We start from the raw sequence: 22,397 nt of genomic DNA, 5'->3' as shown, positions 1-22,397 counted from the left end.
GCTCTTGGTTCTCTTCGGTCGGCTCTGGCGGCTCGGTCCTCGGCGTCGGTGGCCGGCGGGTCAGCCCTCGCTCGTCGTGGGGTCGACGACGCGGACGCCGAAGTGGGCGCTGAGGGCGGTGCAGGCGCGGCACGGTGCGGCGAAGCTGCCGTGGAGGGGGTCGCCGTCCTCGCGGATGCGGCGGGTGGTGAGTTTGGCGTGTTTGAGTGCTTTGCGGGCTTCGCCGTTGGTCATGGGTTTTCGTGCGGCGCGTTTGCTGCGGGTGGCGTCGGTGGTGGCCAGGTGCCGTGAGATGAGGATCGTCTCGGCGCAGCGGCCGGTGTAACGGTCTCGTTGGCCGCTGGTGAGGGTGTCGAGGAAGTCCTGGACGAGATGGTGCAGAGCGGGCGGGGCGTCGGCGCGGGTGGCCGTGCCGGTGAGGGTGGTGCCGCGCACGGAGAGGGCGGCGGCGACGGTCGGGAGTATGCCGTCGCGGCGGTGCCGGAGGGTGGGGGCGTGCGGGGCCTCGGCGCTGCTCCAGCCGATGCGGGGGTCGCCGCCCCGGGGGTCGTCGGGTCGCCCGGTGACGGGTCCCGTCTGTGTCGCACTCATGATCATCTTCCCCTCCTGAGCATCCCCCGGATGGTCACAGAGTGCCAAATCCCGTGGCTGCTGGGGAAGCTGGGGCTTGGCGACACGCCCGGGTATGGGCCCTGTGTCACGGGAGGGTGACGGCAGGTCACGGATGCGGAGGTCGGCGTGTCGGGTGCGGGGTCCGGCGCCGGTGACCCCTCTCGACGTACCGCATAGGCTGTCGGCACCGCTCATGCGTGCGGTGACCAGACAGTGCAGACAGATCAGACAGACGCCGCAGGGGGCAACCGCCATGACTACAGGTCGGCTCGGGCAGCGAGCCGCGCCGCCGAACGCGGCCTATGCCGGGCAGGTCGTGCATTTCCCGGATCCGGTGCGGGCGGCCCGTCACCCGAGAGGAGTACGGGTTGACGAGGGCGGCTACCCCGTCTTCTCGCCGTACGCCCGCGCGGTGGCGGAGATCGCGGAGCCGCCCGTGGGGTTCGGCGTCGACGAGTTGCGGCTGACGGACTACGTGTCGGCCAACGCGGCGCTGTCCGCGTCGGGGCACGAGCTGTGGGACACGGTGCCCGCGGTGGCGACGCCGCACGGCTGGACGTGGCACCACGTGGCCGGTTCGCGCCGGATGGAACTGGTGCCGGTCGAGGTGAAGGCGCTGCTGCGGCACCACGGCGGCATCGCGACGGCGACCGTGGACCAGGGCAAGCGCGGCACCAGGCCCTTGCAGGAGACGCGTCCGGCGCACTTCGGGCTGCCGAAGTCGGGCGTCGCGGTCTCGGAGCAGCAGGTGCTGGGGGTCGAGGAGGGTCTCGGCTACCGGCTGCCGGGCGCGTACCGGTCGTTCCTGAAGGCGGCGGGCGGCTGTGCGCCGGTCGGCACGGCGCTCGACGCCGAGCTGGGGCTGCTGGTCGACCAGCCGTTCTTCACGGTGCGTGAGGAGGCGGCGGTCAACGACCTCGTCTATGTCAACAAGTGCCTGCGGGACCACCTGACCAAGGACTACTTGGGTGTCGCGTTCGTCCAGGGCGGTCTGCTCGCGGTGAAGGTCAAGGGCGACCGGCTCGGTTCGGTGTGGTTCTGTGCCTACGACGACGTGCGCGACGTGGATCCCTCGTTGCCGCCCGCGGACCGGGTGGAGCGGCTGCTGATGCCCTGCGGCGAGGACTTCGACGCGTTCCTGTCGCGGCTGGCGGGGTCCCCGCCGGAGCTGGAGACGGTGGCGAACCTGATGGTGGACGGCGGATTCGCGCACGTGGTGCCCGCGACGCCGGCGTCCGTAGGGGAGTGAGCTGACGATGGTGACGTTCGCGCAGGCGCAGGAGCGCGCGGAGGAGTGGGTCAACGGCGAGCTGCCGGCGTACCAGCACCGTGAGGTGCGCGTGCGGGAGTTCGACCTCGGTTTCGTGGTGTGGGCCGAGGACCGTGCGGACGGCCCGCGTTCGGACGGCGGTGCGCAGCGGCTGGTGATCGCCCGGGACAGCGGGGAGGCGACGCTGTGGCCGGGGCTGCCGGTGGGTGAGGTCATCCGCCGGTACGAGGAGGAGTACGGCCGTCCCGACGAGGCCGAGGAGGCGCAGCCGGCGCCCGCCGCGCGGGTCGACCTGAACCAGACGTCGTTCCTGCTGAGTCCGCCGGAGTGGCTGCAGGAGGCGGCGGACAAGCTGGGGATTCCGGACCGCAGGCGCGGGGATCGGGACAGCGGCACCGGGGACGCCGGTGCTTCCGGTTCCGGTTCCGTGGCCGGTCCTGCCGCTCCGCTTCCCGAGACCGAGGCCGGCGTGCCGTCGGCCCCTGCCGGGGGCAGCGGTGCGGCGTGGCCTGCCGCCGCGTCCGGTGGTGACGGCGGCTCCGGGGCGGGCGCGGGTGCGTCCGGTACGCCGGGTGCCCCTGCCGGGGCGACGCCCTGGGCGGGGACGGACACCAACGCGGACGCCGGTGAGGACCGTTCCGTACCGCTGCCGCAGACCGTGTTCTCGCCGCCGCTGAGCGGGGCCGACGACGACGCGCCGCCGCCCGCGACGCCGGACGCCAAGACGGCGCTGATGTCGGGCGGCAGTTCGCTGCCGCCGACGGCGCTGTCGCCCGCGCTCGACGAGCCGAACGCGTCCGCCGCGCCCGCCGGTCCGGGCACGCCGCCGTCCGCGCCGCAGACGCCGCCCGCCGCGCAGCCGCCCGCAGGTCCGGGTGCGCCCGCCGCGCCGGCTCAGCCGCCCGCGCCGAACACCGGGGACATCGCCGACGCCGCGACCAGCAAGGCGGCGCCTCCGCCGCGCCGTGGCGGTGGCCCGACCACGCCGCCTCCGCCCGGTGCCCCGGGTGTGCCGGGCGGGCGGCCCGGCTCCACGCCGCCGCCGTCGGGGACTCCGGCACCGGGTACGCCGGCCGGCGGGTACGTGCCTACGCAGCTGGTGTCTTCGCTCGGGCCCGAGGGTCCGGGTGGCCCGGGGGCGCCGGCTGGGCCGGGGACGCCGCCGCCTCCGCCGGGTGCTCCGCAGCCTCCTGCCGCGCCGGGCACGCCGCCCGGTACGCCCCCCGGTCCGCAGGCGCCGGGTACGCCGCCCCCGCCGAGCGCTCCGGGCGGAACGCCGCCGGGCGGTATGCACCACGCCGCCACGATGCTGGCCGACCCCGGCCGCGCGGGTGGCGGTGCGCCCCAGCCTCCGGCTCCTCCCGGGCCTCCCGGTGCCCCCGCGGCTCCGGGCGCTCCTGGGGCCCCCGGTGCGCCGGGCGCGCCCGCGGCTCCGGGGACGCCGCCCCCGCCCGCCGCTCCGGGGATGCCCGGCGCGCAGGGCTCCTCGGGCGGCGCCGTGCACCACGCGCAGACCGTGCTGGCCGCGCCCTCGCTCGGCGGACCCGGTGGAGTCGGCGCGCCTCCGCCGCCGCCCGGCGCTCCGGGGGCCCCCGGCGGCGGGCAGCCGATGCCGCCGGGTGCCATGCCGCCGCCCGGGCAGCCGATGCCCGGTCAGCCGCAGGCGTACGGCTATCCGCAGCCGCCCGCCGGTCAGCCGACCGTCGGTCCGGGCTACCAGGCCGTGCTCCGCTACCGCGCCCACGACGGCTCCGAGCAGCAGCTGATCCGGCGTTCGGCGCCGGGCACGCCGCACCCGGAGTGGCAGATGTTCCACGAGCTGCGCTCCATGAACGTCCCGCCGGACCAGGTGCTGGAGCTGCACACCGAGCTGGAGTCGTGCGAGCTGCCGGGCGCGTACTGCGCGCGGATGATCCGGGAGCAGTGGCCGCAGGCGCGGATCACCTCGATCGCCCCGTACGGCACGGACCACGCGAGCCGGCAGCAGGGCATGCGGCAACTGCTCGCGCACCAGGGCGAGCTGCACCAGGTGGCCGACGGGCCGGCCCGTCCGGCGCCGGTGCGCGCTCCGCTGCCGCAGGTGCAGCCGGTGCCGCCGGTTCCGCCGGAGGCGATCGGTCAGGAGCTGGGCGGCGCGTTCGGACCGGGGGTCTTCCGGTTCGAGCAGGCCGCGGTCTCCCGGCAGGGTGTGCCGCCGGTCGTGGCGCACACGCTGGTGGCCGCGGGTCTGCCGATGGACATGGGGCCGTTCTTCTGGGCGCAGGCCCAGCCGGGGCGCCCGGTGCCCACGCTGGCGGAGCTGGCGGCCGAACGGGGGGTGCAGCCGGCCTCGGACGCGGGTTCGTACCTCGTCGTCGGCAGCGACTTCGGCCGCGCGGTCTGTGTGCAGTACGGCACCGCGGCCATCGTGGCCGTGCCGGTGGAGGCGGGGCCGGGCGGTGCGCCGGTGCCGCCGCAGTTCGTGAACTCCGGGCTGCCGGAGTTCGCGCGCTCGCTGGCGCTGCTGGGCCGGATGTGGCGGCTCAGGTTCGGTCTGAACCAGGAGCAGGCGGGCCGCTGGACCGTCGACTTCCAGGCGCAGCTGGCCGCGCTGGACCCGGCGGCGCTCGGCTCGCCGGAGAGCTGGTGGTCGGTGCTGCTGGAACAGATGTGGGACGGACTGCTCTGAGACGGCCTGCGTGAGACGGCCTGCGTGACACGGACTGCTGTGGGACGGACTGCTGCTGGACGGCGGCGTTCCTGACGTATCGAAGGGCGGGGCCCGGTCGGCCGGTGAGGCGACCGAGCCCCGCCCTTCGCGTGCGGTGTGTCGCATGACGAGGGCTTACATCCGATCCATAAAGTCGGTTAAGTCCATTTAGTGCGGCAGGTTCACCACAGGGGTGATCAGCATGAGCAGCGCAGCGGCGGCTCCCGACGGATTCGTGACCGTACGCGGGCGTGAGCGCGGCTACCGTCCGGAACAGGTGGAGGAGTGTGTCGCGGCGCTCTCCGACGACCGCGACGCGGCCTGGGAGCGGGCCGCCCGCCTCACCGTGCTCGCCCGGGAGATGGAGGAGGACCTGGGCGACCTGCTGGACGAGGTCGCGCAGCTCACCTCGCAGGACTACGAGGTGCTCGGGGAGGGCGCGCGGCGGTTGTTCCGGCTCGGCGAGGAGGAGGCCGAGGCCGTGCGGCAGCGGGCGCGTGACGCGGGGGACGACTGGATGCGGGAAGCGCGGGCGTACGCCGACGGCGTGCTGGAGGCGGCGAGGGCGCGGGCCGACGCGGTGCGCGCCGAGGCCGACGAACAGGCCCGGCAGCGGCTGCTCGTGGCGCGTGCGGAGGCCGACGAGGTGCGGATCGAGGCGCGGCGGGAGGTGAAGGCGGGGCGCGGAGAGGTGCTGTCCGTGCTGCGCGAGGCGCGCACGCGCACCGAGGACACGCTCGCGGCGCAGGGCCGGGAGCACGCCGAGCGGCTGGCCGGAGCGGAGCGGGCCGAGGAGGAGCGGGCCGAGGCGCTGGACGCGCACCACGCGGAGGCGGTGGCCCGCGCCGAGCGGGAGGTGTGCGAGGCGGAGCGGGCGCTGGCCGAGGCGGGGGAGGCGGCCGGGCGGATGGGGGAGGAGGCCCGGGCCCGGGCGGCCGAGGTGGTCGCCGAGGCCCGGGTGCGGCAGGAGGAGATCGTCCGCGAGACGGAGCGGGTGCTGCGCGAGCACGGGGAGCGGTGGGACGAACTGCAGGCCCACATGGCCTCCGTACGCAGCAATCTCAGTTCGCTGACCGGCCGGGCGGTCGAGTGAGGGCACCCGGGGCCCGCCCGGCGGCCGGCGTGGTCAGTCGCCCCTGCGCACCGCCCCCGCCAGGATCCACCCCTCCACCGCCTCGTACTGCCGGCGCTGCTCCTCGGCCTTGCGCCGGCCGGAGAGCATGGTGCCGATCCAGCCGCAGGCGAAGCCGAACGGGATGGAGACCAGGCCGGTCGTGGTGAACGGGAACCAGTTGAAGTCGGCCTCGGGGAAGGCGGAGACGGGTGAGCCCGAGACCAGGTTGGTGCCCGGCATCAGCAGCAGGACGGCCAGCGAGCCGCCGATGAGGGTGCTGAGCATCCCGGTGCGGGTGTAGCGGCGCCAGAAGAGGCCGTAGACCAGGGCGGGGGCGATGGCCGAGGCGCCCAGGCAGAACGACAGCGTCACCAGTGGCTGGAGGCTGCGGTGCTGGACCAGGGTGGCCAGGACGATCGCCGGGACGCCGACGGCCAGCGCGGAGACGCGGGCGAGGGCCATCTCGCGGCGCGGTGACATCTCCTGCACGCGGGTGGCGAACACGTCGTGGGCCAGGGAGTTGGCGCAGGCGAGGATCATGCCGCCGACGGAGGCGAGCAGGGTGAGGAAGACGGCTGTGGTGACCATCGTGAACAGGAACGTTTCCGCGGTGGACACCTCCGCACCGAAGGCGGCCTGCGATCCCAGGAGGTAGGCGGTGTTGCCCTGCGGGTCGACCGCGGCCACGACCGCCCGCCCCACCAGCGCCGTCGCACCGAAGCCGATGACCGTGACGACCAGCACGAACAGCGCCACGCTGGACACGGCCCAGGACATCGAGCGGCGTACCTGGCGGGCCGAGGAGGCGGTGTACATGCGCATGGTGATGTGCGGGAGGCAGGCTCCGCCGAGTACGACCGTCAGGTGCGCGGTGATCATGTCGGCGTCGGGGTGGGGCCCGCCGGCGAACTGGAGCCCCGAGTGCAGGAACGCCGAGCCCACCCCGCTGCGGTCCGCCGCCGCGCCGAACAGCGCGCCCGGGTCCCAGTCGAAGCGGTTGAGGATCAGTACGGCCACCACGGCGCCCGAGCCGAGCAGCATCACGATCTTGAGGATCTGGATGAGGGCGGTGCCCTTCATCCCGCCGATCGCCGCGTAGCTGATCATCAGCACACCCAGCCCGATGATGCACCCGGTCTCCAGCGACTCGCCGGAGAACCCGAGGACGAAGGCGAGCAGTTGGCCGGTGCCCGCGAGCTGCACCAGCATCAGCGGCAGCAGCGCGGCGAGGGTGACGGCGCAGGTGGCGACGCGGACGCTGCGGCCGGGCATCCGGCGGGCGAGCGCGTCGCCCATGGTGAACCGGCCCGCGTTGCGCAGGGGTTCGGCCAGCAGGAACATCAGCAGCATCAGGGAGAGTGCGGTGCTGAGCGCCAGCACGACACCGTCGTGGCCGAACAGGGCGATGACGCCGCTGGTGCCGAGGACGGACGCCGCCGAGATGTAGTCGCCCGCGATCGCGAGGCCGTTGCGCATCGGGGACAGGGAGCTGTACCCGGTGTAGAACTCGTCGAGGTCGTCCCGGTCGGGGCCGGTCATCACGCACAGCAGCAGCGTGATGGTGGCGACCGCGGTGAAGCCGACCAGGGACATGGTCTGCGCGTTGCCGCTGAACTCGGTCATCGTCCCGCCTCCCGCCGGGCGTCCAGTTCGGCCTCCTTGCGGATGCGGTCCGCGAGCGGGTCCACGCGGCGCCGGGCGGTCTGCTCGTAGAGCGCGATCGCCAGCCAGGTGACGGGCAGTTGGACCAGGGCGAGCAGTAGTCCGGTGGGCAGTCCGTCGACGACCGTGCCGGTCATGAATCCGGGCGCGTAGGCGGACAGGATCAGGAACAGGGTGAAGTAGCCGAGCGCGGTGAGCGTGGCGGTGCGCCGCTGCCAGCGGTAGGCGCTGCGCAGGATCCGCAGGTCGCTGTGGTGCCCCAGCGGGTCGCGCCGCGGGGCGCGTCGGGTCGGGGCGCGGTGGGACGGCGCCTGGTGCGCCGGGGCACGGGGCGGGTACGGCGGTGGGGGGTGATGGGGGTACGACGGGGACGGGTCGTAGGACATCCCGGTTCTCCTTGCGCGGCTGGGGCCCGGGTGGCGGACCGCAGGGAGGTGGGGGGTGGGGAGTCACGCACGTTACTCGCCGGTCACCTGGAGCGCTGCCTTTTGGCCGAACTGGTCGGTCGGTATGGCCTGGCCGACGTGCCGGTTTGCCCCTCACGTGGCGGGAGGGTGGAGGCTTGGTGCGTCTCGGGGTGGAGAGCGACCCCGAGACCGACTCCACCGAAGGGTGGACTGCCCCTAGGGGTACCTCCGTACTACGGCTCGGGGAGGGTTCGTACCGGCGGAGGACGAGAGGGGCCGGGCGGCGTCCTTAATCTGGCCTTACGCCGCTGGGGGGCGGCAAACCGGACCCGTGGGGGTGGGGTTTTCCCCAGGAAAAGAGTGCGCTGAACACCAGCGCGCCCGCCCCACGGTTCCGGACAGACTCTTCGAGACAGCAGCACGGCGCACCCGCGACAGTCCAACGGGGCACCGGCGGCTCACTCGATGACCGACATAGGAGACTTGACATGACATCGGCCGTAAGTATTCCCACGCACGGGGGCACCGGAGGGCGTACGGCCGTTGCCGCGCGAGCGCGGCAGGTCGTGAAGGCCTACGGGTCGGGCGAGACGCGGGTGGTGGCCCTCGACCATGTGGACGTGGACATCGACCGCGGTCGGTTCACCGCCATCATGGGGCCGTCGGGCTCCGGCAAGTCCACGCTGATGCACTGCCTGGCCGGCCTGGACACGGTCACCGGCGGGCAGATCTACCTCGACGAGACCGAGATCACCGGCCTCAAGGACAAGAAGCTCACGCGGCTGCGCCGGGACCGGATCGGCTTCATCTTCCAGGCGTTCAACCTGCTCCCGACGCTCAACGCGATCGAGAACATCACGCTGCCCATGGACATCGCGGGCCGTAAGTACGACAAGGCGTGGCTGGACCGGGTCGTGGAGACCGTGGGGCTGGCCGGCCGGCTCAAGCACCGGCCCACCCAGCTCTCCGGCGGCCAGCAGCAGCGGGTCGCGGTGGCGCGGGCCCTGGCCGCCCGACCCGAGATCATCTTCGGCGACGAGCCCACCGGGAACCTCGACTCCCGCGCCGGTGCCGAGGTGCTGGGCTTCCTGCGCCGCTCGGTCACCGAACTGGGCCAGACCATCGTCATGGTCACCCACGACCCGGTCGCCGCGAGCTACGCGGACCGGGTGCTGTACCTCGCCGACGGCCGGATCGTCGACGAGATGCTGAGCCCGACCGCGGACGCCGTCCTCGACCGCATGAAGGACTTCGACGCCCGGGGGCGCACGTCATGACCGTCGTCAAGACCTCGATGCGCAACTTCCTCGCGCACAAGGGCCGGATGGCGCTCTCGGCGGTGGCGGTGCTGCTGTCGGTGGCGTTCGTGTGCGGCACCCTGGTGTTCACCGACACGATGAACACCACCTTCGACAAGCTCTTCGCGATCACCTCGTCCGACGTGACGGTCCTGCCGAAGGACGCCAAGGCCGAGGACACCCCGCAGAACGGCGTGCCCGAGGCCCTCCCGGCCTCCGCACTGGAGCGGGCCCGGGCGACCGAGGGCGTCAAGTCCGCCGAGGGCGTCGTCAGTTCGATGAACGTGACGGTCGTCAACAGCGACAACGACAACGTGGGCGCCACCAACGGCGCCCCGACGATCGCCGGAAACTGGACGAAGAACGACCTCCGGTCGATGGAGATCACCACCGGGCACGCCCCGCGCGGGCCCACCGAGGTGATGGTCGACGCCGACACCGCCGACAAGCACGACCTGAAGCTCGGCGACGAACTGCGCACCATCGCGCAGACCGGCGACTTCAAGGCGAAGATCGTCGGCATCGCCTCCTTCACAGTGACCAACCCCGGCGCCGCCGTCATCTACTTCGACACGGCCACCGCCCAGAGCGAACTGCTGGGCGCCACCGGCAAGTTCACCCAGCTCAACATCACCGCCGAGGCCGGTGTCTCCGACACGCGCCTCAAGCAGGACGTCGCCTCGTCCCTGGACGGCACCTACAAGGTCCAGACGGCCAAGGAGAACTCCGACGAGAACCGCGAGGGCATCGGCGAGTTCATGAACGTCATCAAGTACGCCATGCTCGGCTTCGCCGGGATCGCGTTCCTGGTCGGCATCTTCCTCATCATCAACACCTTCTCCATGCTGGTCGCCCAGCGCACCCGCGAGATCGGCCTGATGCGGGCCATCGGCTCCTCCCGCCGGCAGGTCAACCGCTCCGTGCTGGTCGAGGCGCTGCTCCTCGGCATCGTCGGCTCCGTCCTCGGCGTCGCGGCCGGAGTCGGCATCGCCATCGGCCTGATGAAGCTGATGTCCGCCGCGGGCATGAACCTGTCCACCGACGACCTGACCATCAAGACGGCGACGCCCGTGATCGGCCTGGTCCTCGGCGTCGTGGTCACCGTCCTGGCCGCCTACCTGCCGGCCCGCCGCGCCGGCAAGATCTCTCCGATGGCCGCCCTGCGCGACGCCGGTACGCCGGCCGACGTCAAGGCCGGCTGGATACGCGGCCTGATCGGCCTGGTGCTCACCGGCTCCGGTGCCGCGGCCCTGCTCACGGCGGCCGGCGCCGACAAGGCGAGCGAGGGTTCGCTGATGCTCGGCGCGGGCATCGTGCTCTCCCTCATCGGCTTCGTCGTCATCGGCCCGCTGCTGGCCGGCTTCGTGGTCCGGGTGATCAGCGCGGTGCTGCTGCGGGCCTTCGGCCCCGTCGGCCGGCTGGCCGAGCGCAACGCCCTGCGCAACCCGCGCCGCACCGGTGCCACGGGCGCCGCCCTGATGATCGGCCTCGCGCTGGTGGCCTGTCTCTCCGTGGTCGGCTCCTCCATGGTCGCCTCGGCCACCAGCGAGCTGGACAAGACGGTCGGAGCGGACTTCATCGTCCAGGGCAACCAGCGGATCGTGCCGAAGGCCGAGAAGGCGATGCAGGACACGCCCGGCCTGGAGCACGTCACCCGCTACAAGATGCTCGACGCCACGCTGACCTCGCCCGACGGCAAGACCGACGACGACGGTGTCACGGCCGCCGACCCGACCTACGCCGAGGACGTCCGCCGCGCCACGACGGAGGGCAAGCTCTCCGCCGCCTACGGGCCGGACGCCATGTCCGTCGGCTCGGACTACGCCGAGAAGCACGGCGTCCACGTCGGTGACACCGTCTCGGTCGCCTTCAAGGGCGGCGAGACCGCGAAGCTCAAGGTCGCCGCGATCACGAGCGACGACGTGGCCATCGACCAGGGCGCCCGGTACATCAGCATCGACACGATGCGGAAGTACCTGCCGGCGGAGAGCGTCCCGCCGAACACGATCATGTTCGCCAAGGCCGAGGACGGCAGGAGCGACCAGGCGTACGCGGCGCTGAAGAAGTCCATGGACGCCTACCCGCAGTACCAGGTGGCCGACCAGACCGACTACAAGCAGGAGCTGAAGGACCAGGTCGGCCAGTTGCTGAACATGGTCTACGGCCTGCTCGCCCTGGCGATCATCGTCGCGGTCCTCGGTGTGGTGAACACCCTGGCCCTCTCGGTGGTCGAGCGGACCCGCGAGATCGGCCTGATGCGGGCGATCGGACTCTCCCGCCGCCAGCTGCGCCGCATGATCCGCATGGAGTCCGTCGTCATCGCCCTCTTCGGCGCGCTGCTCGGCCTCGGACTCGGGATGGGCTGGGGCGCCACGGCGCAGAAGCTCCTCGCCCTGGAGGGACTGAACGTCCTCGACATCCCCTGGCCGACGATCATCGGTGTCTTCATCGGCTCGGCCTTCGTGGGCCTGTTCGCCGCCCTGGTCCCGGCCTTCCGCGCGGGCCGCATGAACGTCCTGAACGCCATCGCGACGGAGTAGCAGCCGACAGCCACCGCACACGGGGGTTGCGGGGGACCCGGCGCCGGAAGCCACGAGGCATCCGGCGCCGGCTCTTGTGCGGGGGCACTACGGGCGTCCACCCTTCAACCCGCCGAGTCGGGTGGTTGGTGGGCATGGGCCCGGGGGGGTTCCAGGGGGCGGAGCCCCTGGTACGGCCACCGCGACGCCGCCACCCCGCACCCGGCGTCGTCCACAGCCCCCGACGCACCCGCGCCCGGCGACGTACGCTGGACACCCCCGGCCCCACCCGCGTCGGGCTACTCGTGTTGCCCCACCCCAGGACGGAAAGCGCCCCCTCCATGAGCCTGCACGGTCTGCTCGACGCCGTCGTCAAGGACACCGCCCTCGCGGAAGCGATCTCGGCGGCCGCAGACGGCAACCGCATGCACGTCGATCTGGTCGGCCCACCCGCGGCCCGCCCCTTCGCCATCGCCGCCCTGGCCCGCGAGACGTCCCGTACCGTCCTGGCGGTGACGGCGACGGGCCGCGAGGCGGAGGACCTCGCCGCGGCCCTGCGCTCCCTCCTGCCCCCCGAGGGCATCGTCGAGTACCCCTCCTGGGAGACCCTCCCGCACGAGCGCCTCAGCCCGCGCAGCGACACCGTCGGCCGCCGCCTGGCCGTCCTGCGGCGCCTGGCCCATCCCCGCCCCGACGACCCGGAGACCGGCCCGGTCTCCGTCGTCGTGGCGCCCGTCAGGTCCGTGCTCCAGCCGCAGGTCAAGGGCCTGGGCGACCTGGAGCCGGTGGCCCTGCGCACCGGACAGACCGCCGACCTGAACGAGACCGTGGAAGCCCTCGCGGCAGCCGCGTACGCGCGCGTGGAGCTGGTGGAGAAGCGCGGCGAGTTCGCCGTCCGCGGCGGCATCCTGGACGTCTTCCCGCCGACCGAGGAGCACCCCCTCCGCGTCGAGTTCTGGGGCGACGACGTCGAGGAGATCCGCTACTTCAAGGTCGCCGACCAGCGCTCCCTGGAGATCGCCGAACACGGCCTGTGGGCCCCGCCCTGCCGCGAGCTGCTGCTGACCCCGGACGTGCGCGAGCGCGCCGCCGCCCTCGCCGAGGCCCACCCCGAGCTGGGCGAACTGCTCGGCAAGATCGCCGAGGGCATCGCGGTCGAGGGCATGGAGTCCCTCGCCCCCGTCCTCGTCGACGACATGGAACTGCTCCTGGACGTGCTCCCCAAGGGCGCCATGGCCCTCGTCTGCGACCCCGAGCGGGTGCGGACCCGCGCCGCCGACCTGGTGGCGACGAGCCAGGAGTTCCTCCAGGCGTCCTGGGCGGCCACCGCGGGCGGCGGCGAGGCGCCGATCGACGTCGACGCGGCCTCGCTCTGGTCCATCGCCGACGTCCGGGAGCGGGCCCGCGAGCTGGACGTGATGTGGTGGTCGGTGTCGCCGTTCGCCGCCGACGACGCGTTCGAGGAGGCCGACACCCTCAAGCTCGGCATGCACGCCCCCGAGACCTACCGCGGCGACACCGCCAAGGCGCTGGCCGACACCAAGGGCTGGCTCGCCGACGGCTGGCGCGCGGTCTACGTCACCGAGGGCCACGGCCCGGCCGCCCGCACCGTCGAGGTCCTCGGCGGCGAGGGCATCGCGGCCCGGCTGGACAACGACCTGGGCACCCTCAGTCCCTCCGTCGTGCACGTCTCCTGCGGCTCGATCGACCACGGCTTCGTCGACCGCGCCCTCCGGCTCGCCGTCCTCACCGAGACCGACCTGACCGGCCAGAAGGCAGCGGGCCGCGAGGGCGCCCGGATGCCCGCCCGGCGCCGCAAGACCATCGACCCGCTCACCCTGGAGACGGGCGACTACATCGTCCACGAGCAGCACGGTGTGGGCCGCTACATCGAGATGGTGCAGCGCACCGTGCAGGGCGCCACCCGCGAGTACCTGGTCGTGGAGTACGCCCCCGCCAAGCGCGGCCAGCCCGGCGACCGGCTCTACATCCCCACCGACCAGCTGGAGCAGATCACCAAGTACGTCGGCGGCGAGGCCCCCACCCTGCACCGTCTCGGCGGCGCCGACTGGACCAAGACCAAGGCCCGCGCGAAGAAGGCGGTCAAGGAGATCGCCGCCGACCTGATCAAGCTCTACAGCGCGCGGATGGCGGCCCCGGGACACGCCTTCGGCGCCGACACGCCCTGGCAGCGCGAGCTGGAGGACGCCTTCCCCTACGCCGAGACCCCGGACCAGCTCACGACCATCGCCGAGGTCAAGGACGACATGGAGAAGACGGTCCCCATGGACCGCCTGATCTGCGGCGACGTCGGCTACGGCAAGACCGAGATCGCGGTCCGCGCCGCCTTCAAGGCGGTCCAGGACGGCAAGCAGGTCGCCGTACTCGTGCCGACGACCCTGCTGGTGCAGCAGCACTTCGGGACGTTCGGCGAGCGGTACGCCCAGTTCCCGGTGAACGTGAAGGCGCTGTCCCGCTTCCAGACCGACACCGAGTCGAAGGCGACCCTGGAGGGCCTGCGCGAGGGCTCGGTGGACATCGTCATCGGCACCCACCGGCTGTTCTCGTCCGAGACCAAGTTCAAGGACCTGGGCCTGGTCATCGTCGACGAGGAGCAGCGCTTCGGCGTCGAGCACAAGGAGCAGCTGAAGAAGCTCCGCGCCAACGTCGACGTGCTGACCATGTCCGCCACCCCCATCCCGCGCACCCTGGAGATGGCGGTCACCGGCATCCGCGAGATGTCCACGATCACCACCCCGCCGGAGGAGCGCCACCCGGTGCTGACCTTCGTCGGCCCCTACGAGCAGAAGCAGATCGGCGCCGCCATCCGCCGCGAGCTGCTGCGCGAGGGCCAGGTCTTCTACATCCACAACCGCGTCGAGTCCATCGACCGCGCGGCGGCGCGGCTGCGCGAGATCGTCCCCGAGGCGCGCATCGCCACCGCCCACGGCCAGATGTCCGAGCAGGCCCTGGAACAGGTGGTCGTCGACTTCTGGGAGAAGAAGTTCGACGTGCTCGTCTCCACCACCATCGTCGAGTCCGGCATCGACATCTCCAACGCCAACACCCTGATCGTCGAGCGCGGCGACAACTTCGGCCTCAGCCAGCTCCACCAGCTGCGCGGCCGGGTCGGCCGAGGACGGGAGCGCGGCTACGCGTACTTCCTCTACCCGCCGGAGAAGCCCCTGACGGAGACGGCGCACGAGCGGCTCGCCACCATCGCCCAGCACACCGAGATGGGCGCGGGCATGTACGTGGCGATGAAGGACCTGGAGATCCGCGGCGCGGGCAACCTGCTCGGCGGCGAGCAGTCCGGCCACATCGCCGGCGTCGGCTTCGACCTGTACGTGCGGATGGTCGGCGAGGCGGTCGCCGACTACCGGGCGTCGCTGGAGGGCGGTGTGGAGGAGGAGCCGCCGCTGGAGGTCAAGATCGAGCTGCCGGTCGACGCCCACGTCCCGCACGACTACGCGCCCGGCGAGCGACTGCGCCTGCAGGCGTACCGGTCCATCGCCTCCGCCAACAGCGAGGAGGACATCAAGGCCGTACGCGAGGAGCTCGTCGACCGCTACGGCAAGCTGCCGGAGCCGGTGGAGAACCTGCTGCTGGTCGCGGGCCTGCGGATGCTCGCGCGGGCGTGCGCCGTCGGCGAGATCGTGCTCCAGGGCAACAACATCCGCTTCGCGCCGGTGGAGTTGCGCGAGTCCCAGGAGCTGAGGCTGAAGCGGCTCTACCCCGGCAGCGTCATCAAGGCGGGCACCCGCCAGGTCCTCGTACCGCGCCCGAAGACCGCGAAGGTCGGCGGCAAGCCGCTGCTCGGGCGGGAACTGCTCGGCTGGGTGGGGGAGTTCCTGACCTCGATCCTGGGGTCGTAGCGCGAAGCCCGTCCATGGGGCAGCCCCATGGACGGGCTTCGGCGGTTGTGGACGTGCGGAGCGGCTACCGCTGCTCCGGCCGGTCGCCGCCCTCGCGCCCGAAGCCGAGCTTTCCCTCGGCCTGCTGCTGCGCGGAGTCGACCTGCTTCTCGTACTTGCCGCCGGTCCGCTGGTTGACCTGGCGCTCGGCGGCGTCGGACATCTTCCTTGACCTGTCCTTGTCCTTGCCGGCCATGGCTTTGACCTTGTCGAGGATGCCCATGCAGCAGCTCCTTCCGAGACGTGACTCACTTTCGAAGGTACGGCAGACATGTCCGACATGCCCAATTAAGCCCACTTTGGTCTGGACCTCTCCGTCGCTACGGTGATACCGGCGATCGAGTCGGGGGAGGGACGCGCATGACGCGGCACAGCAGGATCCGTACCGGATGGACCGCGGGCGCGGCCCTCGCACTGGCCCTGGTCAGCGGATGCGAGGGCCTGGAGGGCGACGCGGCCTCCCCCACCGACAGCGGCGCCGCCGCCCCGGCCGCCGGACCGGCCGTCAGCCCCCTGCGCAACCCGGACGGCACCGGCCCCGGCCTCGCCCCGGTCGCCGGCGACGGCCCCGAGGCCACGGCCCGGGGGCTCATCGAGGACCTGGAGACCAAGGGACGCGGCCCGAAGACGGGCTACGACCGCGACGAGTTCGGCTACGCCTGGATGGACTCCGCCGACGGCGTCCCGCTCGCCCGCAACGGCTGCGACACGCGCATTATCTCTATGCTTCGAGCCGTGATGACACTGTTTTCGCAGCCTATGCAGGGTGCGGTCAGCCATGCGTACTGAGAGGCACGTGAGTCACAGCGTCATGCGCGCTCACCGAAAGAAGGGTGCGATTGCGGTCACCGTTGCCGCCGTGCTCGTCGCAGGATGTGACGCCACAGAGCCGGGCGGGAACTCCCCGGAGTCCGGTCCGGGCACCACTACTGGGCGAGCGGTGAGCCCGCTGAAGAATCCTGACGGAATGAAGCCGGGTCTCGCCCCTCTCACGTCGGAGACGGACGAGGCCGACGCGCGCAAGCTTATCGACGGACTGGCCACGAAGGGCCGCGGGCCGAAGACGGGCTACGACCGGGACGAGTTCGGATACGCCTGGATGGACACGGCAGATGGCGTTCCGCTGGCCCGGAATGGTTGTGACACTCGAAACGATCTTATGAATCGCGATGGTGAGGACGTTCGTTTCCGCGCAGGTTCCGACTGTGTGGTTGTCTCGATGACGTTGGACGACCCCTACACCGGCCGCACCGTCGACTGGCGCAAACAGCAGGCCACCGAGGTCCAGATCGACCACGTGGTGCCGTTGTCGTACAGCTGGCAGATGGGCGCGGCCCGCTGGCCGGAGAGCAGAAGGAAACAGTTCGCGAACGACGTGCTCAATCTGCTTCCGGTCGAAGGCCGCGCCAACTCTGCGAAGCGGGACTCCGGGCCCGCCTCCTGGCTGCCGCCGAACAAGCGGATCCGGTGCGCGTACGCAGTCCGCTTCGCGCAGGTCGCCGAGAAGTACGAGCTCCCGGTGACGGCCCCGGACAAGGTGACGATGCTTGCCCAGTGTGGCGAGTGAGGACGAAGCACTCGCCGAGAACCTGCGCTCATCGCGAGACGGTGCTGCGGCTTCCCTCCGGATGGTTACGTTGAGACAAAGCCCAGTGGTGGCCACTACGACACCTTGAGCAGCCGCTGGAGTACAGCGAGGTCCGCATGATGTTCAACCGTGCCCATGAGCTACTCCTCAGGCCACGGGACGCGCTCTACGGGCGGCGGACCAGTAAGTGTGCATCGAGGAAGCCCCGCTCAGACGCTGGGTCATGGAGCAACCGAGCCACCGTGTCGAGCCCGGCTGCGGCCAGCAACTCGGCAAACTGCTCCGTCGGCCAGCTGTATGCGGGCGCCACCTTGTGATCGAAGCGAACCGGCTCCGGCCCTTCGGTCCCGAAGAAGGACACCAGGAGCAAGCCCCCTGGTGCCAGGACACGCACCTGCTCAGAGAGCAGTGCGGGCAACTCTCCAGGTGGGGTATGGATCATCGAGTAGTGGGCCAGCACTCCACCGAGTTCGCCGTCCTTGACCGGCAGGGCCTCCATTCGCGCTTCGTCGAACCGCAGCGCCGGATAGGCCCGACGGGCGTGGTCGACCATGGCCGGAGAGAGGTCGAGCCCAAAGGCATCCAGCCCCAAATCGTGCAGCATTGCCGTCAGATGACCGGGACCGCACCCGACGTCGGCTACCCGCAGGTTGGCCGCATCACGCACGAGCTCGGCGAAGGTGCCGATCATGTTCCGCGCGAACGGCTGCGTCTCCAGCTGGTTGGCGAACATCGACGCATACAGTTCGACGACTCCGTCGTAGGCCGCCCTGGTCCTGTCCTGGTGTCCCAACATGGGAAGGAAGCTAACACCCGTGCCGTTCGCCGCTGTTCTTCGGCCCATGGCGGTCCTTCCCCTCGGTACTGATCATCCCACCACCTGACCGCAGGACGTCTCCAGCGCCGCGGAGAAGGCGATGGAGGCGTACTACGAGGGGTGGCGGTGCTCAAGTCGGCGCGGTGGTGCGTGTCGGCAATTCGGTTCGCCGCCCGGTGGCAACACCGCCGACCTGGTGGGAAGCCAGCTCCGTCATCTGAACGGGGATACTGCCCTGGCTCCCGCCCCGGGTCACGGAACGGCGCGGGTGCAGACTCCCGTCCGGGGCCGAAGGGAATCTGGGGTGCCGTACGGACCTCTGTCTGGAGAACGTGGTGGCGCGGGGCGGCCAGGCGGCACTCATCGATTGCGGCCTGACCCGGGATGAGTTGATCCGGCGGCCCAAGGCAGGCCGGTGTGCCGGGACCGTAACGGTCGGCAGAGGCCGTCCGCCGACCGCTCGTCGGTCAGCTGCCCGGGACTGCTCGCATTGCCCTACGGAGGCTCGCGCGGGCAGCAGTGAGGTCGTCCTCAGCTTCCCGGAGCCGGCCCTCCAGCGCGGAACAACACTCCTGGGACTTCCCTAGCTTGGCGCGAAGGACAGCGTTCTCTCGTTCCAGCTCCTGGACCCTGCCGACCAGTTGAGCGCGATCTGCTTCCTCCAGTTCTGCTCCTAGCGAGAGCCGGACGCGTTCTCGGAGGCGATCGCGCTCGCGCTTGAGGTCCTTGATCTCTTCACGGGCCAGGGCGAGATCCGTTTGCAGGCCGGCAGAGGACACCTGCTGGGCTGCTGGGTACGAGGAGATTCGGTGTCCCTGCGCACGCTGGGCGGAGATGCCGGCCTCGACGGCCTCGTGCACCCGAGGCTGGTTATAGATGAACCAGGTGGATACCGCTGCCTCCCGCGCTACCTGAGCAACAGTGATGCGTCGTCCCGTCCGGAGAAGGCCGTTTACTGCTTCGAGTGCGCGCGCAGTCTTGGTTTCACTGTCCTGGGCACGGCTGGCGCGCAGACGCTCGACCCGGGCGTCCCGGTCGTTGGCGTTCGAAGGGGCCGGGCGCTTCATCCGGGGCTCCGTGTCGTCAGTGCCTGCAGGGGCACGAAGGCTGCGGCCGAGCGGGCCTTGCGCAGTTCGCGCGAAGCGGATTCGACGGCGTCCCGCTCGTCGGTGGGCATCGCCTCAAGCTTCCGCCGCATCTCGTCGGCCGACTTCGAGTAGGCGCGGATCTGGTCGTCGAGATTGCGTACGACCCAGTCGGCGGCCTCCATGGCAACGGCAGCTTCCTTGTCGGCCCGCAGGTCCGCGATCTGCTGTTCCAGGGCTGGCAGGTAGGAGGGATCAGGCCGGTAGAAATCGCATCCGGCGCACTGGAAGCGGATGCGGCAGTGCCCGCCGCCGGCCTTGACGTTGCTCGGTTCGGTGCAGCCGCCGTAGGGAACGGCGACGCTCTCCACCTCGTAGGCGAGGGGATCGCTGAAGCCGTGAGCTGCGCCGTGCCGGTCGACGGCGAGCGTCGCGACCGTCCGTACGGCCTCCTGTTTCCGGGTGAGGGAGACCTTGTAGTAGCCCATGGTCACGTCCAGCGAACGGTGGTCCATGAGTTCCCGCAGGACGTCGGGGCGGGTGCCCGCGTCCGCATGGCGCTGGGCGTAGGCGTGGCGGAAGCCGTACGGAACGACCTGGGTGCGGTCGTAAGCGAGCGGGTTGCCGTCCTCGTCGAGCCGGTCGTCCACGAGGTCCGGGATCAGCTCGTCGATCCAGTCGCGGAAGATCCGGTTGCAGAACTGCGCAGCGTTCAGGTGCCCACGGCGTGGACGATTGCGCTGTCCCGGTGAGGGAAACAGCCACTGAGCACAGCCCGGCACGACCGGCAGCGCATCGAGTTCTCGCTGCCAGGTCTCGACCAGCTGGGCGGTGCTCTCCGAGACAGGCAGGCGGCGGCCGTGCCGCCGCCGCTTGTGGTTGTCGTAGAGCAGCGTCGGTTTGCCCTCGACCCGCTCCAGACAGTCACGGTGCAGGCTGGTGACCTCACCCGGGCGTCGGCCGGTGTCCCGGAGGACCGCGTAGACCACCTGATACATCCGCGCGAAGTCGGCGGCCGTCCAGCCGCCGCTTGCATAGGCCGTCGAGGTGCCCAGCAGGCCGAGGTGCACGTCGAGTTGGGCGATGACGTGCTCGGGGATCGCGCGGCCGAGATCGTCCTCGGTCACCTCCACGGCGGCGATCGAGTGGAAGCGGGGATTGAGGGCGAACCCGCCGGGCACGTGGTCCATCATCCCGGCCTGGCGGGCGTATTCCAGGAACGTGCGCCAGTAGCGGAGCAGGGCCCTGCGGTGGCTGGTGGAGTAGTCGTGCCCGTCCTCGGGCCGCTTGATGATCCGGAAGAGGTCCACCACAGCGTTCATATCGGCCATGGTGAGCGCCTCAGGCTCCTCGCTGTGCGGCCTGCCCGCCAGCGCGGAGGAGGCGATGGTGGCCGCGTATACGGTCTGCCGGAGATCGAGGACCGCCGGACGCGCGGTGCGTCCGTATTCCTTGACCAGGTCCCGCAGCCAGCGCTGCTTCACCGGGCGGAAGTCGATGTCGCCGTAGACAGCGGCGTACTTGCGACCGCGCCCGGCCGTCAGCCCGATGAGAGCGCACTCCCACACGTCGCCGGAGGTCGGGTCGGTGCCCTCGAACTCGACACGTGCGCGGCGGACGTGCAGCAGAACACCGTTCAGGACGCCGGCGGTCGCAGCCGGAAGCCCGGAGGGGAAAGAGGCGTCCAGGTCGAGGAGCGAGCCGAGTCCGGCAGGGAGACCGGCCACAATGCGGCGTACCCGCTGGGGGACCAGGCTGATCCCGGCGTCGTCGCGCTGCTGGAGCCCGTACAGGAGCTCCTGGCGGACCGCCGGGCTCACATCGGCGAGCGAGAACTGGGAGACGCCCGGCATTGCCCCGTTCGCAGAGGTGTTGGGCTTGCGGCGGGACGGATCCGGGGTGTGCGTGGTGTCGAAGTCCGCGGGGTTCCCCAGGAGGTAGCGGGCTTTCCGGCAGGCGTCGCAGCGGGATCCGTTGCTCGCCACATGGGTGACGCAGGCGACCACGGAGCAGATGAACACGCTGGTCGTCGGGTTGCCGGGATCGGCAGTGAACAGCGCCTGGACAGGGTCCCACTCATCCGTGCGCCAGCCCGACGGGAGGCGTGCCGCGAGCCACGACGGCCACTCCGGGACAACAGGGACGGAGGAAGCGGCAGCGGAGCCGAAGAGTGCAATGGTCATCGCAGCAGCTCCGTCGCGAGGCTTTCGACGGCCGCGACGGCTGCGCGGAGATCCTCGTCCTGGGCGTGCAGGTACACGGCGGTGCTCGCCGAGGATGCGTGGCCCAGGAGGGTCTGTACGACGTCCGGAGCGACCCCGTTGCGAATCCAGCGGGTGGCGGCAGTGTGCCGCATCATGTGCGGTCGGGCGGTCAGACCGCAGCGCCTCCCGATCCGTTCGATCACTTGCTTGGCGTTGGAGTACGAGAGAGGACGTCCCGCGTGGACGCCGACGAGGTTGACGAAGACGTAGTCACAGTCGGTGGAGCCGGCCACCTGTTCACGCTCGGCGAGGTGATCGCGATATCGATGCACCACCTCTGGCGTCAGCGGAACCATGCGAGGTCGCCCGGCTTTGGCCCGTGCCCCGTTGACGTTGTCGTGCCGAGGTCTGACGTGCAGGTGTGCGCCACCGGTCCGGCAGCCGAGGTGAGTGGAGTCGGGGAGCAGATGCATGTCCTCACGCCGCAGTCCGAGAGCTTCACCGATGCGGAGACCCGCTTCTACGAGAACAGTCAGCAGCAGCCGGTCACGCGCGGTGCGCGCGGCGTCGAGGAGCTGATCCGTCTGGGCGCGGGTGAGCGTCTGTGGCGCCCGCTCGATCTCCGGCGCCTTCAGGACGCGGGCTTTGACCATAAGGTGCTGGCCACCCTCGCCGGGATCGAAGCCGGCCGGGGCGTGGGTGAGGAAGCGGGGCTCGCTGAGACGAGCGGCGACTTCGTGGGCCACATGTCCCTGGACGGCACAGAAGCGGAGGAATTCGCAGACCGCGGTGAGCGTGGCGTTGACCGTCTTGCCGGTCGGAGGCCGCCCGTACCGGGTCGGTGTCCGCTCGACGTGGAACTTGAACAGGCTCACGTCCCGGAGTCGGACGGCCTTCCAGTCGGCCCCCCGCTCCGTGCACCAGTTGAGGAAGCGGCCGATTCTGGGGATGTATGCGCGCTGTGTCTGCGGTGACCGCCCGGCTCCGCGCAGATACAGGGAGAACTCGCGGGCCTCGGGGTGAGGCGCGCAAGTCTCCTCGTTGACGAGGAGCCAGGTGATCTCGCCGGTCGTAGGCGACACGGCCTTCTCTGCGCGTAATGTCACGGGATCTGCTTCCTGTCTCCGATGTCACTCATGTGCCTCATGGCGTGACTGATAACTGCGAGGGACAAGAAGGGGTTACGGCTGTGCCTCATGTGCATCGAGGACTGGAGGG

The 22,397-nt window shown here is 71.2% G+C and carries 16 protein-coding genes; 8 read left to right on the top strand and 8 right to left on the bottom strand.

From position 1 onward, the window contains the following. Positions 1 to 60: 60 nt before the first annotated feature. Complete coding sequence (locus tag OIE75_RS15195; RefSeq protein ID WP_329471209.1) at positions 61 to 591, bottom strand: YwqJ-related putative deaminase; 531 nt, start codon at positions 589 to 591, stop codon at positions 61 to 63. A 274-nt stretch (positions 592 to 865) separates the two neighbouring features. Here OIE75_RS15195 and OIE75_RS15190 point away from each other — a divergent pair, with 274 nt between their 5' ends. The 3 genes from OIE75_RS15190 (at position 866) to OIE75_RS15180 (ending at position 5,664) form a co-directional block, all read left to right on the top strand. Continuing rightward, positions 866 to 1,861: an SMI1/KNR4 family protein gene (locus tag OIE75_RS15190; protein WP_329471208.1), complete on the top strand. Its 996-nt coding sequence runs from the start codon at positions 866 to 868 to the stop codon at positions 1,859 to 1,861. 7 nt (positions 1,862 to 1,868) lie between these two features. After that, positions 1,869 to 4,550, top strand: a complete 2,682-nt coding sequence (locus OIE75_RS15185; protein ID WP_329471207.1) for an SUKH-4 family immunity protein — start codon at positions 1,869 to 1,871, stop codon at positions 4,548 to 4,550. A gap of 223 nt (positions 4,551 to 4,773) precedes the next feature. Continuing rightward, positions 4,774 to 5,664, top strand: a complete 891-nt coding sequence (locus OIE75_RS15180) for a cellulose-binding protein (RefSeq protein ID WP_329471206.1) — start codon at positions 4,774 to 4,776, stop codon at positions 5,662 to 5,664. A gap of 33 nt (positions 5,665 to 5,697) precedes the next feature. Here OIE75_RS15180 and OIE75_RS15175 read toward each other — a convergent pair whose 3' ends face one another. Further along, entirely contained in the window at positions 5,698 to 7,308 is a 1,611-nt protein-coding gene (locus tag OIE75_RS15175) for a sodium/solute symporter (RefSeq protein ID WP_329471205.1), read from the bottom strand. Next, positions 7,305 to 7,733, bottom strand: a complete 429-nt coding sequence (locus OIE75_RS15170; protein WP_307012800.1) for a DUF485 domain-containing protein — start codon at positions 7,731 to 7,733, stop codon at positions 7,305 to 7,307. The genes OIE75_RS15175 and OIE75_RS15170 overlap by 4 nt, the downstream gene beginning before the upstream one ends. A gap of 509 nt (positions 7,734 to 8,242) precedes the next feature. Between OIE75_RS15170 and OIE75_RS15165 the strand changes: the two genes are divergently transcribed. The 3 genes from OIE75_RS15165 (at position 8,243) to mfd (ending at position 15,446) form a co-directional block, all read left to right on the top strand. Beyond that, positions 8,243 to 9,031, top strand: coding sequence for an ABC transporter ATP-binding protein (locus OIE75_RS15165; RefSeq protein ID WP_122617011.1), 789 nt, complete (start codon positions 8,243 to 8,245; stop codon positions 9,029 to 9,031). Continuing rightward, positions 9,028 to 11,592 carry an ABC transporter permease gene (locus tag OIE75_RS15160; RefSeq protein ID WP_329471204.1) on the top strand — a complete coding sequence of 855 codons (2,565 nt, stop codon included), beginning with the start codon at positions 9,028 to 9,030 and terminating at the stop codon, positions 11,590 to 11,592. Before OIE75_RS15165 ends, OIE75_RS15160 begins: the two co-directional genes overlap by 4 nt. Before the next feature lie 320 nt (positions 11,593 to 11,912). Continuing rightward, positions 11,913 to 15,446 (top strand): transcription-repair coupling factor, encoded by a 3,534-nt coding sequence (gene mfd / locus OIE75_RS15155; protein ID WP_307012796.1) that lies wholly within the window; start codon positions 11,913 to 11,915, stop codon positions 15,444 to 15,446. Between the two features lie 64 nt (positions 15,447 to 15,510). Here the strand turns inward: mfd and OIE75_RS15150 are convergent, their stop codons facing one another. Continuing rightward, positions 15,511 to 15,708: an antitoxin gene (locus OIE75_RS15150; RefSeq protein ID WP_307012794.1), complete on the bottom strand. Its 198-nt coding sequence runs from the start codon at positions 15,706 to 15,708 to the stop codon at positions 15,511 to 15,513. A gap of 137 nt (positions 15,709 to 15,845) precedes the next feature. On the opposite strand from OIE75_RS15150, the gene OIE75_RS15145 reads away from it, so the two are divergent. Continuing rightward, positions 15,846 to 16,274, top strand: a complete 429-nt coding sequence (locus OIE75_RS15145) for a hypothetical protein (protein WP_443078360.1) — start codon at positions 15,846 to 15,848, stop codon at positions 16,272 to 16,274. Positions 16,275 to 16,296: 22 nt separating this feature from the next. Next, positions 16,297 to 17,052 carry an HNH endonuclease family protein gene (locus OIE75_RS15140; RefSeq protein ID WP_329473996.1) on the top strand — a complete coding sequence of 252 codons (756 nt, stop codon included), beginning with the start codon at positions 16,297 to 16,299 and terminating at the stop codon, positions 17,050 to 17,052. A gap of 187 nt (positions 17,053 to 17,239) precedes the next feature. Here the strand turns inward: OIE75_RS15140 and OIE75_RS15135 are convergent, their stop codons facing one another. From OIE75_RS15135 to OIE75_RS15120, 4 genes are all read right to left on the bottom strand, one after another. Further along, positions 17,240 to 17,869 (bottom strand): class I SAM-dependent methyltransferase, encoded by a 630-nt coding sequence (locus tag OIE75_RS15135; protein WP_329471203.1) that lies wholly within the window; start codon positions 17,867 to 17,869, stop codon positions 17,240 to 17,242. Between the two features lie 488 nt (positions 17,870 to 18,357). After that, positions 18,358 to 18,957, bottom strand: a complete 600-nt coding sequence (locus OIE75_RS15130) for a DUF6262 family protein (protein WP_329471202.1) — start codon at positions 18,955 to 18,957, stop codon at positions 18,358 to 18,360. Continuing rightward, a complete protein-coding gene (locus OIE75_RS15125) occupies positions 18,954 to 21,158 on the bottom strand; it encodes a tyrosine-type recombinase/integrase (RefSeq protein ID WP_329471201.1) in 2,205 nt (734 codons plus the stop codon). The genes OIE75_RS15130 and OIE75_RS15125 overlap by 4 nt, the downstream gene beginning before the upstream one ends. After that, positions 21,155 to 22,285 carry a tyrosine-type recombinase/integrase gene (locus tag OIE75_RS15120; protein WP_329471200.1) on the bottom strand — a complete coding sequence of 377 codons (1,131 nt, stop codon included), beginning with the start codon at positions 22,283 to 22,285 and terminating at the stop codon, positions 21,155 to 21,157. The genes OIE75_RS15125 and OIE75_RS15120 overlap by 4 nt, the downstream gene beginning before the upstream one ends. Positions 22,286 to 22,397 lie beyond the last annotated feature (112 nt).

The sequence above is a fragment of the Streptomyces sp. NBC_01723 genome (assembly GCF_036246005.1).
Taxonomy (GTDB): domain Bacteria; phylum Actinomycetota; class Actinomycetes; order Streptomycetales; family Streptomycetaceae; genus Streptomyces.
This window is presented reverse-complemented; position numbering and strand designations above follow the sequence as displayed.

Coding starts and splice junctions, on each gene's coding strand:
- OIE75_RS15195 (WP_329471209.1), bottom strand. CDS start 591: ATGAGTGCGACACAGACGGGACCCGTCACCGGGCGACCCGACGACCCC.
- OIE75_RS15190 (WP_329471208.1), top strand. CDS start 866: ATGACTACAGGTCGGCTCGGGCAGCGAGCCGCGCCGCCGAACGCGGCC.
- OIE75_RS15185 (WP_329471207.1), top strand. CDS start 1,869: ATGGTGACGTTCGCGCAGGCGCAGGAGCGCGCGGAGGAGTGGGTCAAC.
- OIE75_RS15180 (WP_329471206.1), top strand. CDS start 4,774: ATGAGCAGCGCAGCGGCGGCTCCCGACGGATTCGTGACCGTACGCGGG.
- OIE75_RS15175 (WP_329471205.1), bottom strand. CDS start 7,308: ATGACCGAGTTCAGCGGCAACGCGCAGACCATGTCCCTGGTCGGCTTC.
- OIE75_RS15170 (WP_307012800.1), bottom strand. CDS start 7,733: ATGTCCTACGACCCGTCCCCGTCGTACCCCCATCACCCCCCACCGCCG.
- OIE75_RS15165 (WP_122617011.1), top strand. CDS start 8,243: ATGACATCGGCCGTAAGTATTCCCACGCACGGGGGCACCGGAGGGCGT.
- OIE75_RS15160 (WP_329471204.1), top strand. CDS start 9,028: ATGACCGTCGTCAAGACCTCGATGCGCAACTTCCTCGCGCACAAGGGC.
- mfd (WP_307012796.1), top strand. CDS start 11,913: ATGAGCCTGCACGGTCTGCTCGACGCCGTCGTCAAGGACACCGCCCTC.
- OIE75_RS15150 (WP_307012794.1), bottom strand. CDS start 15,708: ATGGGCATCCTCGACAAGGTCAAAGCCATGGCCGGCAAGGACAAGGAC.
- OIE75_RS15145 (WP_443078360.1), top strand. CDS start 15,846: ATGACGCGGCACAGCAGGATCCGTACCGGATGGACCGCGGGCGCGGCC.
- OIE75_RS15140 (WP_329473996.1), top strand. CDS start 16,297: ATGCGCGCTCACCGAAAGAAGGGTGCGATTGCGGTCACCGTTGCCGCC.
- OIE75_RS15135 (WP_329471203.1), bottom strand. CDS start 17,869: ATGTTGGGACACCAGGACAGGACCAGGGCGGCCTACGACGGAGTCGTC.
- OIE75_RS15130 (WP_329471202.1), bottom strand. CDS start 18,957: ATGAAGCGCCCGGCCCCTTCGAACGCCAACGACCGGGACGCCCGGGTC.
- OIE75_RS15125 (WP_329471201.1), bottom strand. CDS start 21,158: ATGACCATTGCACTCTTCGGCTCCGCTGCCGCTTCCTCCGTCCCTGTT.